This is a genomic window from Microbacterium sp. MYb45 (genome assembly GCF_002979655.1).
Taxonomy (GTDB): domain Bacteria; phylum Actinomycetota; class Actinomycetes; order Actinomycetales; family Microbacteriaceae; genus Microbacterium.
In genome coordinates this window covers 43319-59230 of sequence record NZ_PCPG01000015.1, presented here as the reverse complement: position 1 = coordinate 59230, position 15912 = coordinate 43319, and the positions used below count along the sequence as shown (strand labels likewise).

Here is a 15912-nt window from a genome sequence, read left to right as displayed (position 1 = left end):
CACTCTCACCCTGGAGTAGTCATGAGAAGAACTCGCATCCTCGGCGCGCTCGGCGCCGTCGCCACGCTCGCCCTCGTGGCCGGCTGCGCGTCGGGCACGACCGACGACGCCTCGAGCGAAGACGCCACCGTCTTCATCGGCTCGCTGTACGAGCCCACCAACCTCAGCAACACCCAGGGTGGCGGCCAGGGCGTGACCGAGGCGCTGACCGGCAACGTCTACGAGGGCCTGTACCGGCTGACGGACGACGGTGAGGTCGAGCCGCTGCTCGCCGAAGACGCCCAGGTGTCCGACGACGGTCTGACCTACACGATCACGCTGCGCGACGACGTGACCTTCCACTCGGGCGACCCACTCACCTCCGCCGACGTGAAGTCGAGCGTCGAGGCCGTCACGGCCGAGGATTCGGTCTCCGCGCGCAAGTCGAGCTTCGGCGTGATCGCCGACATCGCCACCCCCGACGACACGACGGTCGTCTTCACGTTGTCGCAGCGGTCGATCTCGTTCCTCTACAACCTCAGCTACGTCTGGATCGTGAACGACGAGGCCGGCGACATCACCAGCGCCGAAGACGGCACCGGTCCGTACACGCTCGACGAGTGGAAGAAGGGCTCGACCCTCACCCTCGATCGCTGGGACGACTACTGGGGCGAGCCCGCCAAGAACGGCGAGGTCGTCTACACGTACTTCACCGACGCGACGGCCGAGAACAACGCGCTGCTCACGGGTGAGATCGACGTGATCACCAGCGTGCAGAGCCCCGACTCGCTCGCGCAGTTCGACAACGACGAGTACGTGATCAGCGAGGGCACCTCGACCACGAAGGAGCTGCTCGCGTTCAACGACCGCGTCGCCCCCTTCGACGACGCCCTCGTGCGCAAGGCGATCTACTCCGCGATCGACACGAAGAAGCTGCTCGAATCGATCTGGGGCGACTACGGCACGCTGATCGGCTCGATGGTTCCGCCGACCGACCCCTGGTACGAAGACCTCACCTCGGTGAACCCGTACGACGTGGCGCTCTCGAAGGACCTGCTCGCCCAGGCCGGCTACGCCGACGGCTTCACGTTCACCCTCGACACCCCGAGCTACGACCCGCACCCCGCCGTCGCGGAGTTCCTGCAGTCCCAGCTCGCCGAGGTCGGCATCACGGTCGAGATCAACACGATCAGCGCCGACGAGTGGTACACGAAGGTCTTCAAGGAGCAGGACTTCGAAGCCACCCTCCAGGAGCACGTGAACGACCGCGACGTGGTCTGGTACGGCAACCCCGACTTCTACTGGGGTTACAACGATGCCGAGGTGCAGAAGTGGGTCGCCGACGCCGAACAGGCCACCACGACCGACGAGCAGACGGCCCTGCTGAAGCAGGTAAACGAGAAGATCGCCGCGGATGCCGCGAGCGTATGGTTGTACCTGTACCCGCAGATCGTGGTCGCCTCGAGTGACCTCAGCGGGTACCCGGTCAACGGCCTGAACTCGCAGTTCTTCGCCTACGACATCGTCAAGTCCTGACGCGCGAGGGGATGCCGCGCGTCGGCATCCCCTCGTCATCCTGAGAACACATGCTCGCCTACCTGCTGCGCCGCCTCGCGTTCCTCGTGGTGTCGCTCGTCGTCGCGATGGTCGCGATCTTCGTGCTGCTGCGCCTGCTTCCCGGCGACCCGGCCAACGCGCTGCTCTCGGTGAACGCGACCCCCGAGCAGATCGCCGCGGCCCGCGAGCAGGTCGGCTCCGACCAGCCCCTGCTGCAGCAGTTCACGACGTGGGCGGGGCAGCTGCTCCGCTTCGACCTCGGTGAATCGTTCCTGAGCTCGCGTCCCGTCGGACCCGACATCGCCGACCGCCTCGCCGTGACCATTCCGCTCACGCTCATCGCCTTCACGATCGCCCTGCTGGTCTCCCTCGTGATCGGCATCACCGCGGCCGTGAAGTCCGACCGCTGGTACGGCATCGTGCTCTCGGGGTTCGCGCAGCTCGGTGTTGCCGTCCCGGTGTTCTGGGTCGGCGTCGTGCTCGTCTGGGTGTTCGCGCTCGGACTCGGCGCGCTGCCCTCCGGCGGCTTCCCCCGCGACGACTGGGAGGACCCCGCCGATGCGCTGCGATCGCTCGCCCTGCCGATCACCACGATCGTGATCGTGATGAGCGCCTCCCTCAGCCGATATGTGCGCTCAGCCACTCTCGACGTATTGGGCAGCGACTACCTGCGCACCGCTCGCGCCGGAGGCTCCGGCATGGGAGAGGCGCTGCTGCGTCATGGTGTGCGCAACGGCGCGGTGCCGGTCGTCGCGATCCTCGGCATCGAGCTGTCGACGACTCTGCTCGGCGCGGTCGTCGTCGAGAGCGTGTTCACCCTTCCCGGTCTCGGCAGCCTGCTGCTGTCGGCCATCGAGCAGCACGACTTCCAGGTCATCCAGGGCGTCCTCGTCGTCAGCACCCTCTTCGTTCTGCTCGTCGGATTCGCCGCCGACATCGTGCAGCGCCTGATCGACCCGCGCCTGCGCACGAGCGTCTCGGGGAACCGATGAGCCGCGTCGCCGAACAGTTGATCACCGGATCCGTTCCCGTGCGCCGGCGTCCGAAGGCGACCCTCGTCATCGGGATCGTGCTCACGGGCCTCATCGTGCTGATGGCGCTGGTCTCCCTGTTCTGGCTTCCCTACCCGCTCGCCGACACCAGCGGCGGCCGTCTCGAAGGACCGAGCACGCTGCACCTGCTCGGAACCGACCGACTCGGTCGCGACCTGCTCTCGCAGCTGATGTGGGGCGCGCGGATCGCCCTCATCGTCGGAACCTGCTCGGTCGCGATCGCGGCTGTCCTCGGCACGATCATCGGCCTCCTCGCCGCCTTCGCCCGGCCCTGGGTCGATGACACGCTCTCGGCCGGACTCGACGTGGTGATCGCCTTCCCCGTGCTGCTGCTCGCGATGCTGGTGGTCGCCGTCCAGGGTGCGTCCCTGTGGTCGGCGGTGCTCGCGATCGGGCTCGCGATGTCGGCGGTGGTCGCGCGTCTCACCCGCATCCTCGCGCGTCGCGTGCTGCAGGAGCAGTTCGTCACGGCGGCCCGCACGAGCGGCACGAGCGTGATCGGAATCGTGTTCCAGCACGTGCTGCCGAACATCGCGCCGACGCTCGCCGTGAGCCTCGCGCTGCAGTTCGGCGCTGCCGTGCTCGCGGAGGCGAGCCTGTCGTATCTGGGCCTCGGCGCGCCGCCGCCCAACGCCTCGTGGGGGCGGATGCTGCAGGAGGCGCAGGGCACCGTGCTCACGGCTCCGGTCGGTGCGATCGCTCCCGGTGTCGCGATCATCGCGCTCGTGCTCGGTGTGAACTTCCTCGCCGACGGTCTGCGTGACCTCGCCGACCCGACCCGCAGGAGGAGCCGATGAGCCTTCTCGATGTCACCGGTCTCACGGTCCGCTCCTCGTCCGGCGTGCTCGTGCGCGACGTGTCGTTCTCGCTCGGGGCCGGCGAGCGCCTGGGGCTGATCGGCGAGTCTGGCTCCGGCAAGTCGCTGACCTCGCTGGCGGTCACCGGGCTGCTGCCGGATGCCCTCGTCGCATCGGGTTCCGTGCTGCTCGACGGGCATCAGGTCGTCGGCGCTCGGGACGCCGACCTCCAGCCGCTGCGCGGCCCGGTGGCGCAGATCGTTTTCCAGGAGCCGCTGACCGCTCTCGACCCTCTGATGCGGGTGGGCCGGCAGGTCGCCGAACCGCTGCGCCGCCATCTCGGACTTCGCGGAACCGAGCTGCGTGCGGCTGTCGCGGCGGCGCTCGAGGAGGTCGCCCTGTCAGAACCACGGTTCGCGCGCGCCTACCCGCACGAGCTGTCGGGTGGTCAGCGTCAGCGCGTGGCGATAGCGATCGCTCTCGCCGCCAAACCGCAACTGCTCATCGCCGACGAGCCGACGACAGCGCTCGACGTCACGGTGCAGGACGGCGTGCTCGCGCTGCTGGAGCGGCTGGTCGCCGAGCGGGGCATGGCGCTGCTGTTCATCAGCCACGACCTGGCCGTGGTCTCCCGCATGGTCGATCGCATCGTGGTGCTGCGCGACGGAAGTGTCGTCGAGGCGGGTCCGGTGGCCCAGGTGCTGCAGGAGCCGGCGGAGCCGTACACGCGGATGCTGGTCGACAGCGCCCGCGCCCTCGACGCGTACCTCGACGCCGGGGAGGGCACGCGATGACGATCCTCGAACTGCAAGGCGCCGGATTCGCGTACGGCTCCCGCCGGGTGCTGGACGACATCTCGGTGAGCCTCTCCGACGGCGACTCGCTCGGTCTCGTGGGCGAGTCGGGTGCGGGCAAGTCCACGATCCTGCGACTGATGCTCGGCCTCGCCGCTCCGCGCGATGGCCAGGTGCTGTTCGACGGCGCTCCCCTGTCGCTGCGTGACCGCGCGCAGATGCGGCGGTTCCGCGCGAGTGTGCAGCCCGTCTTCCAGGATCCGTACTCGTCGCTCGACCCCCGCCAGCGCATCGACCGGATCATCGGCGAGCCGCTCCGGTCATTGGGCCTGGCGTCCGGTGCCGACGCCCAGCGCCGCATCGCCGAGGCGCTCGATTCGGTCGGGCTTCCCGCCGACACCGCGCGCCGGTACCCGCATGAGTTCTCCGGCGGTCAGCGTCAGCGCATCGCGATCGCGCGGGCCGTGGTGTCGCGCCCGAGGGTGCTGCTGGCCGACGAGCCGGTGAGTGCGCTCGACGTCACGACCCGGGTGCAGGTGCTCGAACTGCTCGACCGGCTGCGCCGCGAGAACGGCCTCTCTCTCGTGATGGTGTCGCACGACCTCACCGCGATCGCTGCGGCCTGCGACCGCACGGTCGTGCTGCAGAACGGCCGTGTCGTCGAGCAGGGCCCGACGGCGGCGGTGCTGCACGCCCCGCAGGATTCGTACACGCGGGCGCTCGTCGACGCGGTTCCGCGACTGCCGCGCTGACGCAGTTCAGCGTCAGGTCAGACAGAGAAGTCCCCGCAGTCAGCCGATAGGAATGAGGAATGCGGGAGCGTGTCTGACCCACTCCCGCATTCATCGTCGTCAGGGAAGTCGGATCACTCTCTACGGAAGAGAACGCTGCCGAATCCCAGGAGCGCGAGACATGCGCCGAGAAGGAACGTGAGCGCGGCGGGTGCGAGGTTGCCGGTCCCGTGCGTTGCGTCTGAGACGTAACCGTCAAGCACCGCCATGACGATGGCGAGAACGATGACAGCGACACCGAGCAGGCCGATGCCGACCATCACCCGACGGGTCTTCTGCTTCACGATCACTCCTATGGGTTGCATGACCTCGCCAGGACGTTGCTGTAGCTTACGTCGGGCCGCCAGGCGTCGAGGTTCCACGGAGACTTGAACGGTGCAAGATCGACATGGCAACGCAGCTGGTTGTAGAACTTGTGGCCCTCGTAAATTCCACTCACCCAGAGTTCGTACTCGGCCCACCAATTGGAGAACGGCGTGATCGCCCAGCCAGAGCGCGGCGTGACACTTACCGTGGTTCCATAGCTGCTCCACCCGTTCCTGAGCCTGGTCACCGAGGCCGAGCTGCATCGCAACCCGACGGTCAAGAGCGAGCTCGCGGCATCCGGCCGGACGCTGAGCGGTCTGCTGCTGACCTATCCGGTGCACCAAGCGGCCGACATCCTGTTCTGCAAGGGCAATCTCGTCCCCGTCGGCAAGGACAACCTGCCCCACGTGGAGATCACCCGCACCATCGCTCGCCGCTTCAACGAGCGCTACGGTCGGGTCTTCGCCGAACCTGCCGCTCTCGTCACGGATGCCCCGGAGCTGCCAGGCTCGACGGCCGCAAGATGTCGAAGAGCTACGGCAACGCGATCGCGCTGGGGATGACGGCGGACGAGACCGCCGCCGCCATCCGGCGTGCGCCCGCCGACTCCGAACGCGCCATCACCTACGACCCCGCGAACCGGCCAGGGGTCGCAGGGCTCCTTGCGACGGCGGCCGTCGTGCTCGGTCGCACCCCGCAGGAGATCGCGGATGACCTCGGCGATGCCGGTGCGGGCGCCCTCAAACGCCTCACCACCGAGGCGGTCAACGAGTTCCTGGCCGATCACCGCGCGAAGCGGGCCTCGATCACCGTCGCGGATGCCGCCGGCGTGCTCCGGGAAGGCAACGAGCGCGCCAGGGGGATCGCAGACGCGACGCTCGAAGAGGTGCGCGTCGCGATGGGGATGGTCTACTGAGGGCGGATGGCTCAGGTCCCCGACGCCGCCAACCCGAAGTACTCAAGTTCCGCGTCGTTAAGCATCCGGGAGCGGATCAGGAACCGCATCCCGGTCGGGCCCTCGACCGAGAAGCCGGCACCGCGACCGGGTACCACGTCGATGGTCAGGTGGGTGTACTTCCAGTACTCGAACTGCGACTCCGACATGTAGATCTCGACGGGCGCCTCGAGCCCGGCATCGAGAGACCCCAGCAGCACGTCGCCCGGGCCCGTGATGAACATCCCGACCGGATAACACATGGGTGATGACCCGTCGCAGCATCCGCCGGACTGATGGAACATGAGCGGCCCGTGCTGCGCGGTCAGGTCGCGGACGAGGGATGCCGCGGCGTCTGTCACGTCGACCCGCTGATAGGTGCCGATGCTGACCATGGTTCCGCCCTTCACGGATGGGTCCGGGCGGACGCCGGAGCGCCCGCCCGGATTCGAGCTCAGAAGAAGCCCATCGGCCCTTCCGCGTAGGAGACGAGGAGGTTCTTCGTCTGCTGGTAGTGGTCGAGCATCATCTTGTGGTTCTCGCGACCCACGCCCGACTGCTTGTATCCGCCGAATGCGGCGTGCGCGGGGTACTGGTGATACGTGTTGGTCCACACGCGTCCGGCCTCGATCGCTCGCCCTGCGCGGTAGGCGGTGTCACCGCTGCGGCTCCACACTCCCGCGCCGAGGCCGTAGAGGGTGTCGTTGGCGATCGAGATCGCGTCGTCGAAACCGTCGAACGAGGTGACCGACAGCACGGGCCCGAAGATCTCCTCCTGGAAGATGCGCATGTCGTTCGTGCCCTCGAACACGGTCGGAGCGACGTAGAAGCCCTCACTCAGATCGCCGCCGAGGTCGACCCGCTCGCCGCCCGTGAGCAGCCTGGCTCCGCCCTGCTTGCCGATGTCGATGTAGCTGAGGATCTTCTCCAGCTGATCGTTCGACGCCTGCGCGCCGATCATGGTCGCCGGGTCGAGCGGGTTTCCCTGCACGACCTTGCCGACCCGCTCCAGCCCGTCGGCGAGGAAGCCGTCGTAGATCGACCGCTGGATCAGTGCGCGCGAGGGGCAGGTGCAGACCTCGCCCTGGTTCAGAGCGAACATCGTGAAGCCCTCGAGCGCCTTGTCGTAGAACGGGTCGCTGGTCGAGCGGGCGACATCCTCGAAGAACACGTTCGGGCTCTTGCCCCCGAGCTCCAGCGTCACCGGGATCAGGTTCTGCGAGGCGTACTGCATGATGAGACGGCCGGTCGTGGTCTCTCCCGTGAAGGCGACCTTGCGGATGCGCTTGTGCTGCGCGAGCGGAGCGCCCGCCTCGATGCCGAAGCCGTTGACGATGTTCACGACACCGGCGGGCAGCAGGTCGCCGATGATGTCGAACAGGAAGAGCAGGGATGCCGGAGTCTGCTCGGCCGGCTTGATCACGACGCAGTTGCCTGCGGCGAGCGCGGGAGCCAGCTTCCACACCGCCATCAGGATCGGGAAGTTCCACGGGATGATCTGACCGACCACCCCGAGCGGCTCGTGGAAGTGGTACGCCACGGTGTTCTCGTCCAGCTGGCTGATGCCGCCCTCCTGCGCGCGGAGCACCCCGGCGAAGTAGCGGAAGTGGTCGACGGCGAGCGGGATGTCCGCGGCGAGGGTCTCGCGAACCGGCTTGCCGTTCTCCCAGGTCTCGGCGACCGCGATCTCTTCGAGATGCTGCTCGATCCGATCGGCGATGCGGTTGAGGATCACCGATCGCTCGGCCGGACTCGTCTTGCCCCAGCTCGCGAAGGCCTTCCAGGCGACGTCGACGGCCCGGTCGATGTCTTCTGCGGTGCCCCGGCCGACCTCGGTGAAGGGCTTGCCGTTGACGGGGCTGATGTTCTCGAAGTACTGGCCCTTCACGGGGGCGACGAACTCGCCGCCGATGTAGTGGCCGTACTGCGGGCGGTAGTTCGCGACGGCACCCGGCTGCCCGGGAGCGGCGTAGGCGAGGGACACGTCTTCTTCGACGATGCTCATGGGGGTCTCCTTCGACGGAGCCGCGCTTCGGTTCGCGGCTGTGCTCCGACGGTAGGGCGCGCAAGGTTGCACCCCGATGCGCAACGTTGCAATATATTGCGAGGCCTCAGTCGGCGGCGAGGCGCTCGATGCGTGCGACCACTCCCGCGCGCTTCGGCGATCGCGCCGGAAGCATCTCCAGGGCGAGGCGCAGCGCCTCGGCATCCCCCTGCCCCTCCGGGATCTCGGCGTAGGCGAGCAGCACGTCGAGGCTCGCCTCCGACAGCATCGCCTCGTGCAGCGCCGCGCGCACCGATTCGCGGAAGTCCTCGACCCCGGGAGACGTCGACTCGGGCAGCACGGGTCCGCGATAGGCGGTGAGCGCCACGCGGTGCGCGCCGCGGTCGAGCAGGGAGAGCACATCGTGCGCATCCGTGTCGAGGGCGACGGGCAGCCGGTACGGACGCGACTCCGGAACCAGGTCGGGTGCCGTGCGCTCGAGCACCTTGCGCAGACGCACCATCTCGGGCCGCAGCGTGTCGGGCGAGACGCCGGAGCCGTAGACGAGTTCGCACAGCCGCTCGGCGGAGAGCCCCTGACGATGCACGGCGAGCATCAGCAGGATGGCGGCGTGCCGCGCGCTGAGCTCGATCATCGATTCCTCGTGCGCCGACTCCGTCTCCAGCCGCGCGCGGTCCCGTCCGAGCACATGCAGCGTCGCCCGGGCGGTCACGGGGGTGCGCGGCTTCGAGGTCGTCGGCCTGTTCCGGGGGGCCTCGCTCCGTTCCCGCAGCCGCGCGACCATCAGCTCCGATTCCACGGCACGGGCGGTCGCATCGACCAGCAGCCGCGCCTGCGGCGAGACGACATCCGGACCGCCGGTGATGTCGATCACACCCAGCACCCGCTTCGTCTCCGGGTCGCGCACCGGTGCAGCCGTGCACGACCACGGATGCACGAGTCGGTTGTAGTGCTCGGCGCCGCGGATCTGCACGGACTGGCCGAGAGCGAGGGCGGTGCCGGGCGCGCTCGTGCCGACGGCATCCTCCGACCAGTTCGCGCCGGCGACGAAACCCATGTCGTCGGTGAGTGTACGCAGCTGGTCGTCGCCCTCGATCCACAGCAGGCGCCCGGCCTGATCGCCCACCGCGATGATCACGCCGGTGTCCTCGGTCTCGCCGGGCAGAAGCAATGCGCGGATCATGTCCATGGCCGACGCCAGCGGATGCGCGAGACGGTACTCGTCGAGCTCATCGCTGACGAGTTCGAGCGGCGGAGCGGCCTCGGGCCCGACCCTTCGCCGCCACGACCGCTCCCACGACTCGCGCACGAGGGGCCGCACCGCCTGCAGCCTTCGGTCTTCGAGGTTGCCGGCCAGCAGTTCCTCGTGCGCACGCTCGACGATCAGTCGCGATGTCGCCGGAAGCGACTCGCGGGATACCTGCCACGGCGCAGACACAGCGGTCTCCGATCGTCGAAGATGTGCGTTGACTCAGTGTATGAGCAGCACGCCCACGAGGGAACACCCGCCGTGTCAGCGGATGAGCCCCGCGACCAGGTCGTCGATCACGTCGTCGGTGGACGTCTCCGGATCGATCGGCGTGGTCAGCCTGTCGAGCAGCAGCCCATCGATGGCGTAGTGGAACAGGGCGATCTCGCGGCGTCCGCCGGGGAGGCCGGCCGCGGCGTTGAACGCGACGTCGCCGTCGAAGCCGGCCCGCTGCCAGGCGCCGAGGACCGCGGCGACCTCGGGCCGCCGCCCGCCCTCGAGCCTCAGCTCGAACAGGGCGAGCGTCACGTCCCGATCCTCGGTCAGCCGTCGCACGATGTCGCGGATGTAGTCGGCGAACAGCGCGGGACCGGGCTCGGCCGTCGCGCGTCGCTCCAGATCTTCGGGCGTGGGTGCGAGGCGCTCCCCGATCCGCTCGACGAGTCCCTCGATCAGGGCATCGCGGCTGCGGAAGTAGTTCGAGGTCGTGCCGGTCGGGACCTGGGCGACGACGTCGACCGCGCGGTGCGTGAGCCCGCGCGAGCCCTCTCGGGCGAGCACCGTGAGTCCGGCATCCGCGATCGTCCGTCGCCGGGAGTCGTTCTTCGCCATGACATGAGACTAGCGCAATCACTACGTCTGTTGTACTGTAACTGCTACATCTGTAGTGATTGGATCATCATGCGCGAACTCGTGTACTACGCCGCCGTCACCCTCGACGGCTACATCGCCGGGCCGAACGGTGAATTCGACGCCTTCCTCATCGAGGGAGACCACATGGACGGGATCAACGACCGCTTCGCCGACACACTCCCCACCGTCGCGGCCGAAGCCCTCGGCATCGCCCAGACGCGCGAGGTCTTCGACACGGTACTGATGGGCTGGAACACCTATCAGGTGGGCGGCCTGCCCAGCCCGTACTCGCACCTCCGCCAGATCGTGTTCAGCCGCACGAAGACCGCGGAGGCCGAGAACCTGGAGGCCACGGCCGAGGATCCGGTCGAGGTGGTGCGGCGGCTGAAGCAGGAGGACGGCGCCGACATCTGGCTCTGCGGAGGCGGCGCTCTCGCCGCATCGCTCGCTGACGAGATCGACCGGCTCGTGCTGAAGCGGCAACCCCTGCTCTTCGGATCGGGCATCCCGCTGTTCGGCGAGCGCCCGTATCGCCCCGAACGCTTCGACATCGTCGAGACGGTCGCCTACGAAAGCGGCGTCGTCTTCACCGAGCTGGAGCGTCGTCGCGAGGGGTGACGCTGCCGCGGGCCGGGTGCTAGCATTCTGCTGTCAGGAGGCAGACATGGCAACCGTGACCATCCGCAATCTCAGCGATGACGTCGTCGTCGCGCTCAAGGAACGTGCCCGGCGGAACTCCCGCTCGATGGAGGCCGAGGTGCGAGATGTGCTGACGCGCTTGGCGCAGGGCGACGAGAGCGGGCTCGAGGCGCAACTCCAGCAGCGGGCGCCTCGGCCACGACGCTTTTCGGTCCCCTCGAGCGAGGTGATGGCGAGGGTCGATGCGAACCCGTCGACTCCGGAACAGGACAAGATGCGGGAGGAATGGCTGGCCGAACTGGAGGCCGACCGCAAGAACCCGTTCTTCCTCGACTCCTTCAGAGATCCGTGGGAGAGCCGTGATCCTTCTTGACACGAACGTCCTCATCCGGCTCGATGCCGTCCGATTGCCGCCGGCTGACGTGGCGCTCAGTGCAATCGCGTACTCCGAGCTGCAACTCGGAGTCGAGCGGGCGACAGATCCGGCTCTCCGTCGCCGTCGACGCAACGAACTGATGCGGTTGTCGGCACTGCTCGAAGCCGACTGGCTTCCGTTCGATCAAGCCGCCGCCGATGGCTACGCGCGCCTCGCGTCACGGGTGATCCTGAACCGTCCCGCCCGCGCCCGAAGTAAGGACATCATGCTGGCCGGTCACGCCTACGCGCTCGGCGCCGCTGTCCTCACGTTCAACCCGAAGGACTTCGAGCTCGTGTCCGACGAAGTCGAGATCATCGTCCCCGAACTGCGCTGACGCCAGAAATCAGCCCCGCGCGGCCCACCACTCGCGCAGCCGCTGCTCGACGACATCGGGACCCAGCACGCCCTCGTCCAACCGCAGATCGAGCAGGAACCGGTACGCCTCGCCCACCTCACGGCCGGGAGCGATACCGAGCACCTGCTGGATGCGGTTGCCGTCGATCTCCGGACGGATGGAGTCGAGCTCCTCCTGCTCGCGCAGCGCTGCGATGCGCGACTCGATGTCGTCGTACGCGCTGGCGAGGCGACCGGCCTTGCGCTTGTTGCGCGTGGTGACATCGGCGCGGGTGAGGATGTGCAGGCGCTCCAGCAGGTCACCCGCGTCGCGCACGTAACGCCGCACCGCGGCATCCGTCCAGGTGCCCTCGGCGTAGCCGAAGAAGCGCAGGTGCAGTTCGATCAGCGTGGAGACGGCATCGGTCGTGTCGGTGTCGAACCGCAGGGACTGCAGGCGCTTGCGAGCCATGCGCGACCCGACGACGTCGTGGTGGTGGAACGTCACCACACCGCCGGGCTCGAGCTTGCGCGTGCGCGGCTTGCCGATGTCGTGCAGCAGCGCGGCGAGGCGCAGCGGCACATCGGGGGCGGCGCCCGGATGCCGGGAGTGCTCGAGCTCGATCGCCTGGCTGAGCACGGTGAGGGAGTGCTCGTAGACGTCTTTGTGGTGGTGGTGCTCGTCGACCTCGAGGCGCAGCTCGGTGACCTCGGGGAGGAACTCGTCGATCAGGCCGGTGTCGACCAGCACCCGGATGCCGCGCACCGGATCGTCGGTCTGCATGAGGCGCACGAGTTCGGACTGGATGCGCTCCGGGCTCACGATCTTGAGGGTCTCGCGCAGTTCGGCGATCGCTTCAGCCGTGGCCTCCTCGACCCGGAATCCGAGCTGGGCGCTGAAGCGGGCCGCACGCAGCATCCGCAGCGGGTCGTCGCCGAACGAGATCCGCGGGTCGGCCGGTGTACGCAGGATGCCGGCGATGAGGTCTTCCACGCCGCCGGTCGGATCGACCAGCTTCACGGCGGGCACCTGGAGCGCCATGGAGTTGACGGTGAAGTCGCGGCGCACGAGGTCGCCGTCGATCGTGTCGCCGAACTCGACCGTGGGCTTGCGGGTCACGCCGTCGTAGCTGTCGGCACGATAGGTCGTGATCTCGACCTGCTCGCCCTGCACGCGCGCGCCGATCGTGCCGAACGCGCGCCCGATGTCCCACTGCGCGGTCGATATCGGCGTGACGATGGCGAGGATCTCGTCGGGCGCGGCGTTCGTCGTGAAGTCGAGGTCGTGCGTCGCCCGACCCAGCAGCGCATCGCGCACCGGTCCGCCCACGACGGCCAGATCGAAGCCGGCATCCGCGAACGCCGTCGCGAGGGTGCGGACGACCGGGTTCTCGGCGAGCGCACCGAGACGGGCGAGGCCGTCAGCCATGTTGAGCATGGGTTCCAGCGTACCGGGGCGGGCCGGTGGGGCTTCGGCAGGTGCCGCCCACACCGTTCACCTCCCGGTCGCCCGAGGGCCAGCCTCCCGTCACCCGACACCGATGGGGTGGAGGAGCCCCGTGCGGCTGAGCACGGAAACCCACCCCCATGAAGGACTGACATGACCTCCCCCACCCCTGCGGTGCGCTGGCGGCGTCACGGACTGACGTCCGTCGCGCTCCTCGCGCTGCTCGGCGGCGCTGTCGTCGCCCCCGCGGCCCTCGCCGCCCCCGAGCCCGAGGTGCCGACCGGCTCACTGGTCACCGGCGACACCGCCTGGCACTACCTCGACGACGGATCCGACCCGTCGCCCGCACCGGCCGCGCTCCGTGACTGGACGCTCCCGGCGTTCGACGACGGCAGCTGGAAGACGGCCGCGGGCTCGTTCGGCGCGAAGAACGGCAAGCTCGGATCGGTGGGCCCGCAGACGCCGAAGACGCTCCTGAACCACTACCTCGACGGCGTGAAGGCGCCGACCGTGCCGACGTACTTCTTCCGCACGACGTTCGAGCTCGAGGCGGGAGTCGCCGAGCAGGTCGCGGCGCTGCAGAGCACCATCACCTACGACGACGCCGTGATCGTGTGGATCAACGGCGAAGAGGTCGCCCGCTATGTCGACGGCCGCATCACCGACACGAAGAACGTCGAGTACGCCGGCGACTCCAACGGCGACCCGCTGACGACCACGTTCAGCGCCGAGGGCGACCTGCTGCATGACGGCACCAACACGATCGCCGTCTCGCTGTTCCAGGACCGCGAGACCAGCTCCGACATCTACTTCGACATGTCGTCGCTGACCCTGGTGAAGGCATCCGACCCCGGTACGCCCGTGATCGCCCCGCCGACCCGCGTCATCCTGAGCCCCACCGAGCAGCCCGCCATCTCGCAGGCGTTCTCGTGGCTCGCCGGCGACGCGTCGCACACGGTCGGACAGGTCGAGATCGCGCCGACCGCGGGTGGCGACGTCCGCACCGTCGACGCGTACGACGCCGGTGTCGTGAACGGCAACCCGAACAAGCACTTCTCGGCGACCGTCACCGGTCTCACCGCGGCGACCGAATACCGCTACCGCGTCGGCCTGCCCGGCAGCTGGAGCGACTGGTACGAGTTCCGCACGGCCGACCCGAAGGCGACCGACTTCCAGTTCATCTACTACGGCGACGCGCAGATCGGACTCGACACCACGTGGCCGAGCGTCGTGAAGCAGGCGGAGGCCAACGCTCCGCGCTCGATCGGCTCCGTGCACGCGGGCGACCTGATCAACAAGTCCAGCAACGAGGACGAATGGGTCAACTGGTTCAAGGGCATGAAGGACTCGGCCGTGCGCACCAACGTGATGGCCGCCCCCGGCAACCACGAGTACTCGGGCGACAAGCTGCTCACCGCGTGGAAGGCCGCTTTCGAGTACCCGCACAACAACCCGTCGATGAGCTCCATCGGCGAACTGGCCGATCTCGCCAAGGGTGACACCGAGGTCGCGGCCCAGTACCGCGCTCTCTTCGAGCACTGGAGCGCCTTCGCCGCCGAGACCGCGTACTACACCGACTACCAGGACGTGCGCTTCATCACGCTCAACGCGACGCGCGACGCGACCTTCCTCACCCCGCCGGCGCTGCCGTCGTGCACGGGTGCCGACTGCCCGATCGCCCAGGGCGAGGAGCTGTGGATCCGCTTCCAGGGCGCCTGGCTCGACCTGCTGCTGCAGAACAGCCCGTCGAAGTGGAACGTCGTCACCTTCCACCAGCCGGTCTTCTCGGCATCCGAGAGTCGCGACGAGCCGAAGCTCCGCGCCGACTGGGTCCCCGTGTTCCAGCGCAACGACATCGACCTGGTGCTCATGGGCCACGACCACACCTACGCCCGCGGCTACGTGAACACCGACGCGACCGAGACGCCCGGCATCACCACCGGCCCGGTCTACGTGGTGTCGAACTCCGGCGCGAAGCACTACGAGCTCGAGACGCCGGAGAAGAACGTCTGGACCAACAACGGCGCCACCCAGGTGCTGCGCGGCCAGGGCGTCACCACCTACCAGGTGATCGACGTCTCGAAGAATCAGCTCGTCTACCGCTCGTACCTGGCGGAGAAGCAGCCGGATGCCACCACCGACCTTCCCGTCGGCGCCGTCTACGACACGTTCACGGTGACGAAGTCGGATGCGGGCGAGAAGTGGGTCACCGAGAAGGGCGTCACTCCTCCGGTCACGCCGGAGCCCGAGGTTCCCGCCGAGATCGAGCTGGGCGCGGCATCGGTCACGGCCGGCAGCACTCTCGCGGTCTCGGGCAGCGGCTTCGCGGAAGGAGCCGGGCTGCGACTCGAGCTGCGCTCCGACCCGGTGCAGCTGGGCACGGTGACCGCCGGTGCGGACGGCTCGTTCCAGCGCACGGTGACGATCCCGGCCAACACCCCGGCCGGGGCGCACACGCTCGCCGCGATCCTGCCCGACGGCACCGAGGTCACGGCCTCGGTCACCGTCACCGCGGTGTCCGGCGGCGGAGCGGTCACGCCAGGTGACGGCTCGGGCGGTTCGAGTGGCGCGGACGGCGACCTCGCCACCACGGGTGCCGACAGCGTCCCGTACATCGTCGCAGCGGTCGTGCTCCTCGCGGCGGGCCTCGGCCTGTTCGCGATGCGCCGCCGTCGGCAGCACGCCACAGTCGAGGTGACCGAGGCCGAGTAGTCCGCAGCATCCACGGGCGCCGTCGGGGTTTCGACCTCGGCGGCGCC

At 68.6% G+C, this 15912-nt stretch carries 16 protein-coding genes and 1 pseudogene; 10 read left to right on the top strand and 7 right to left on the bottom strand.

Annotation, left to right across the window (positions count from 1 at the left end; genetic code table 11):
• Positions 1 to 21 precede the first annotated feature (21 nt).
• From CQ034_RS17085 to CQ034_RS17065, 5 genes are read left to right on the top strand one after another with little or no spacing between them, the layout of a single operon-like run.
• Positions 22 to 1515, top strand: coding sequence for an ABC transporter substrate-binding protein (locus tag CQ034_RS17085; protein ID WP_105712004.1), 1494 nt, complete (start codon positions 22 to 24; stop codon positions 1513 to 1515).
• 50 nt (positions 1516 to 1565) lie between these two features.
• Positions 1566 to 2528 carry an ABC transporter permease gene (locus tag CQ034_RS17080; protein WP_105712003.1) on the top strand — a complete coding sequence of 321 codons (963 nt, stop codon included), beginning with the start codon at positions 1566 to 1568 and terminating at the stop codon, positions 2526 to 2528.
• Entirely contained in the window at positions 2525 to 3385 is an 861-nt protein-coding gene (locus tag CQ034_RS17075) for an ABC transporter permease (RefSeq protein ID WP_181156362.1), read from the top strand. The genes CQ034_RS17080 and CQ034_RS17075 overlap by 4 nt, the downstream gene beginning before the upstream one ends.
• Complete coding sequence (locus CQ034_RS17070; protein ID WP_105712002.1) at positions 3382 to 4179, top strand: ABC transporter ATP-binding protein; 798 nt, start codon at positions 3382 to 3384, stop codon at positions 4177 to 4179. The genes CQ034_RS17075 and CQ034_RS17070 overlap by 4 nt, the downstream gene beginning before the upstream one ends.
• Positions 4176 to 4931, top strand: coding sequence for an ABC transporter ATP-binding protein (locus CQ034_RS17065; protein ID WP_105712001.1), 756 nt, complete (start codon positions 4176 to 4178; stop codon positions 4929 to 4931). The genes CQ034_RS17070 and CQ034_RS17065 overlap by 4 nt, the downstream gene beginning before the upstream one ends.
• A gap of 113 nt (positions 4932 to 5044) precedes the next feature.
• On the opposite strand, the gene CQ034_RS17060 is transcribed toward CQ034_RS17065, so the two are convergent.
• Together CQ034_RS17060 and CQ034_RS19845 are read right to left on the bottom strand one after the other, a co-directional pair.
• Positions 5045 to 5254 carry a hypothetical protein gene (locus CQ034_RS17060; protein ID WP_146114868.1) on the bottom strand — a complete coding sequence of 70 codons (210 nt, stop codon included), beginning with the start codon at positions 5252 to 5254 and terminating at the stop codon, positions 5045 to 5047.
• Between the two features lie 8 nt (positions 5255 to 5262).
• Positions 5263 to 5409 (bottom strand): DUF2599 domain-containing protein, encoded by a 147-nt coding sequence (locus CQ034_RS19845; protein WP_181156361.1) that lies wholly within the window; start codon positions 5407 to 5409, stop codon positions 5263 to 5265.
• 85 nt (positions 5410 to 5494) lie between these two features.
• Between CQ034_RS19845 and CQ034_RS17050 the strand changes: the two are divergent.
• A pseudogene (locus CQ034_RS17050) lies at positions 5495 to 6192 on the top strand (tryptophan--tRNA ligase); the annotation flags it as partial.
• A gap of 11 nt (positions 6193 to 6203) precedes the next feature.
• Here CQ034_RS17050 and CQ034_RS17045 read toward each other — a convergent pair.
• The 4 genes from CQ034_RS17045 to CQ034_RS17030 form a co-directional block, all read right to left on the bottom strand.
• A complete protein-coding gene (locus CQ034_RS17045) occupies positions 6204 to 6605 on the bottom strand; it encodes a DUF779 domain-containing protein (protein WP_105711998.1) in 402 nt (133 codons plus the stop codon).
• A gap of 59 nt (positions 6606 to 6664) precedes the next feature.
• On the bottom strand, positions 6665 to 8215 hold the full coding sequence (locus CQ034_RS17040) for an aldehyde dehydrogenase family protein (RefSeq protein WP_105711997.1): 1551 nt from the start codon (positions 8213 to 8215) through the stop codon (positions 6665 to 6667).
• Positions 8216 to 8321: 106 nt separating this feature from the next.
• On the bottom strand, positions 8322 to 9653 hold the full coding sequence (locus tag CQ034_RS17035) for a GAF domain-containing protein (protein ID WP_105711996.1): 1332 nt from the start codon (positions 9651 to 9653) through the stop codon (positions 8322 to 8324).
• A gap of 75 nt (positions 9654 to 9728) precedes the next feature.
• Positions 9729 to 10295 (bottom strand): TetR/AcrR family transcriptional regulator, encoded by a 567-nt coding sequence (locus CQ034_RS17030; RefSeq protein ID WP_105711995.1) that lies wholly within the window; start codon positions 10293 to 10295, stop codon positions 9729 to 9731.
• A gap of 69 nt (positions 10296 to 10364) precedes the next feature.
• Here CQ034_RS17030 and CQ034_RS17025 point away from each other — a divergent pair, with 69 nt between their 5' ends.
• From CQ034_RS17025 to CQ034_RS17015, 3 genes are read left to right on the top strand one after another with little or no spacing between them, the layout of a single operon-like run.
• Positions 10365 to 10934, top strand: a complete 570-nt coding sequence (locus CQ034_RS17025; protein ID WP_105711994.1) for a dihydrofolate reductase family protein — start codon at positions 10365 to 10367, stop codon at positions 10932 to 10934.
• Positions 10935 to 10980: 46 nt separating this feature from the next.
• The gene (locus tag CQ034_RS17020; protein WP_105711993.1) at positions 10981 to 11328 is read left to right on the top strand and encodes a hypothetical protein; all 348 of its coding nucleotides are present in this window, start codon (positions 10981 to 10983) and stop codon (positions 11326 to 11328) included.
• Entirely contained in the window at positions 11315 to 11707 is a 393-nt protein-coding gene (locus CQ034_RS17015; protein WP_105711992.1) for a PIN domain-containing protein, read from the top strand. Before CQ034_RS17020 ends, CQ034_RS17015 begins: the two co-directional genes overlap by 14 nt.
• Positions 11708 to 11716: 9 nt before the next feature.
• On the opposite strand, the gene CQ034_RS17010 is transcribed toward CQ034_RS17015, so the two are convergent.
• A complete protein-coding gene (locus tag CQ034_RS17010; protein ID WP_105711991.1) occupies positions 11717 to 13144 on the bottom strand; it encodes a CCA tRNA nucleotidyltransferase in 1428 nt (475 codons plus the stop codon).
• A 162-nt stretch (positions 13145 to 13306) separates the two neighbouring features.
• Here CQ034_RS17010 and CQ034_RS17005 point away from each other — a divergent pair, with 162 nt between their 5' ends.
• Entirely contained in the window at positions 13307 to 15865 is a 2559-nt protein-coding gene (locus CQ034_RS17005) for a metallophosphoesterase family protein (RefSeq protein ID WP_105711990.1), read from the top strand.
• Positions 15866 to 15912 lie beyond the last annotated feature (47 nt).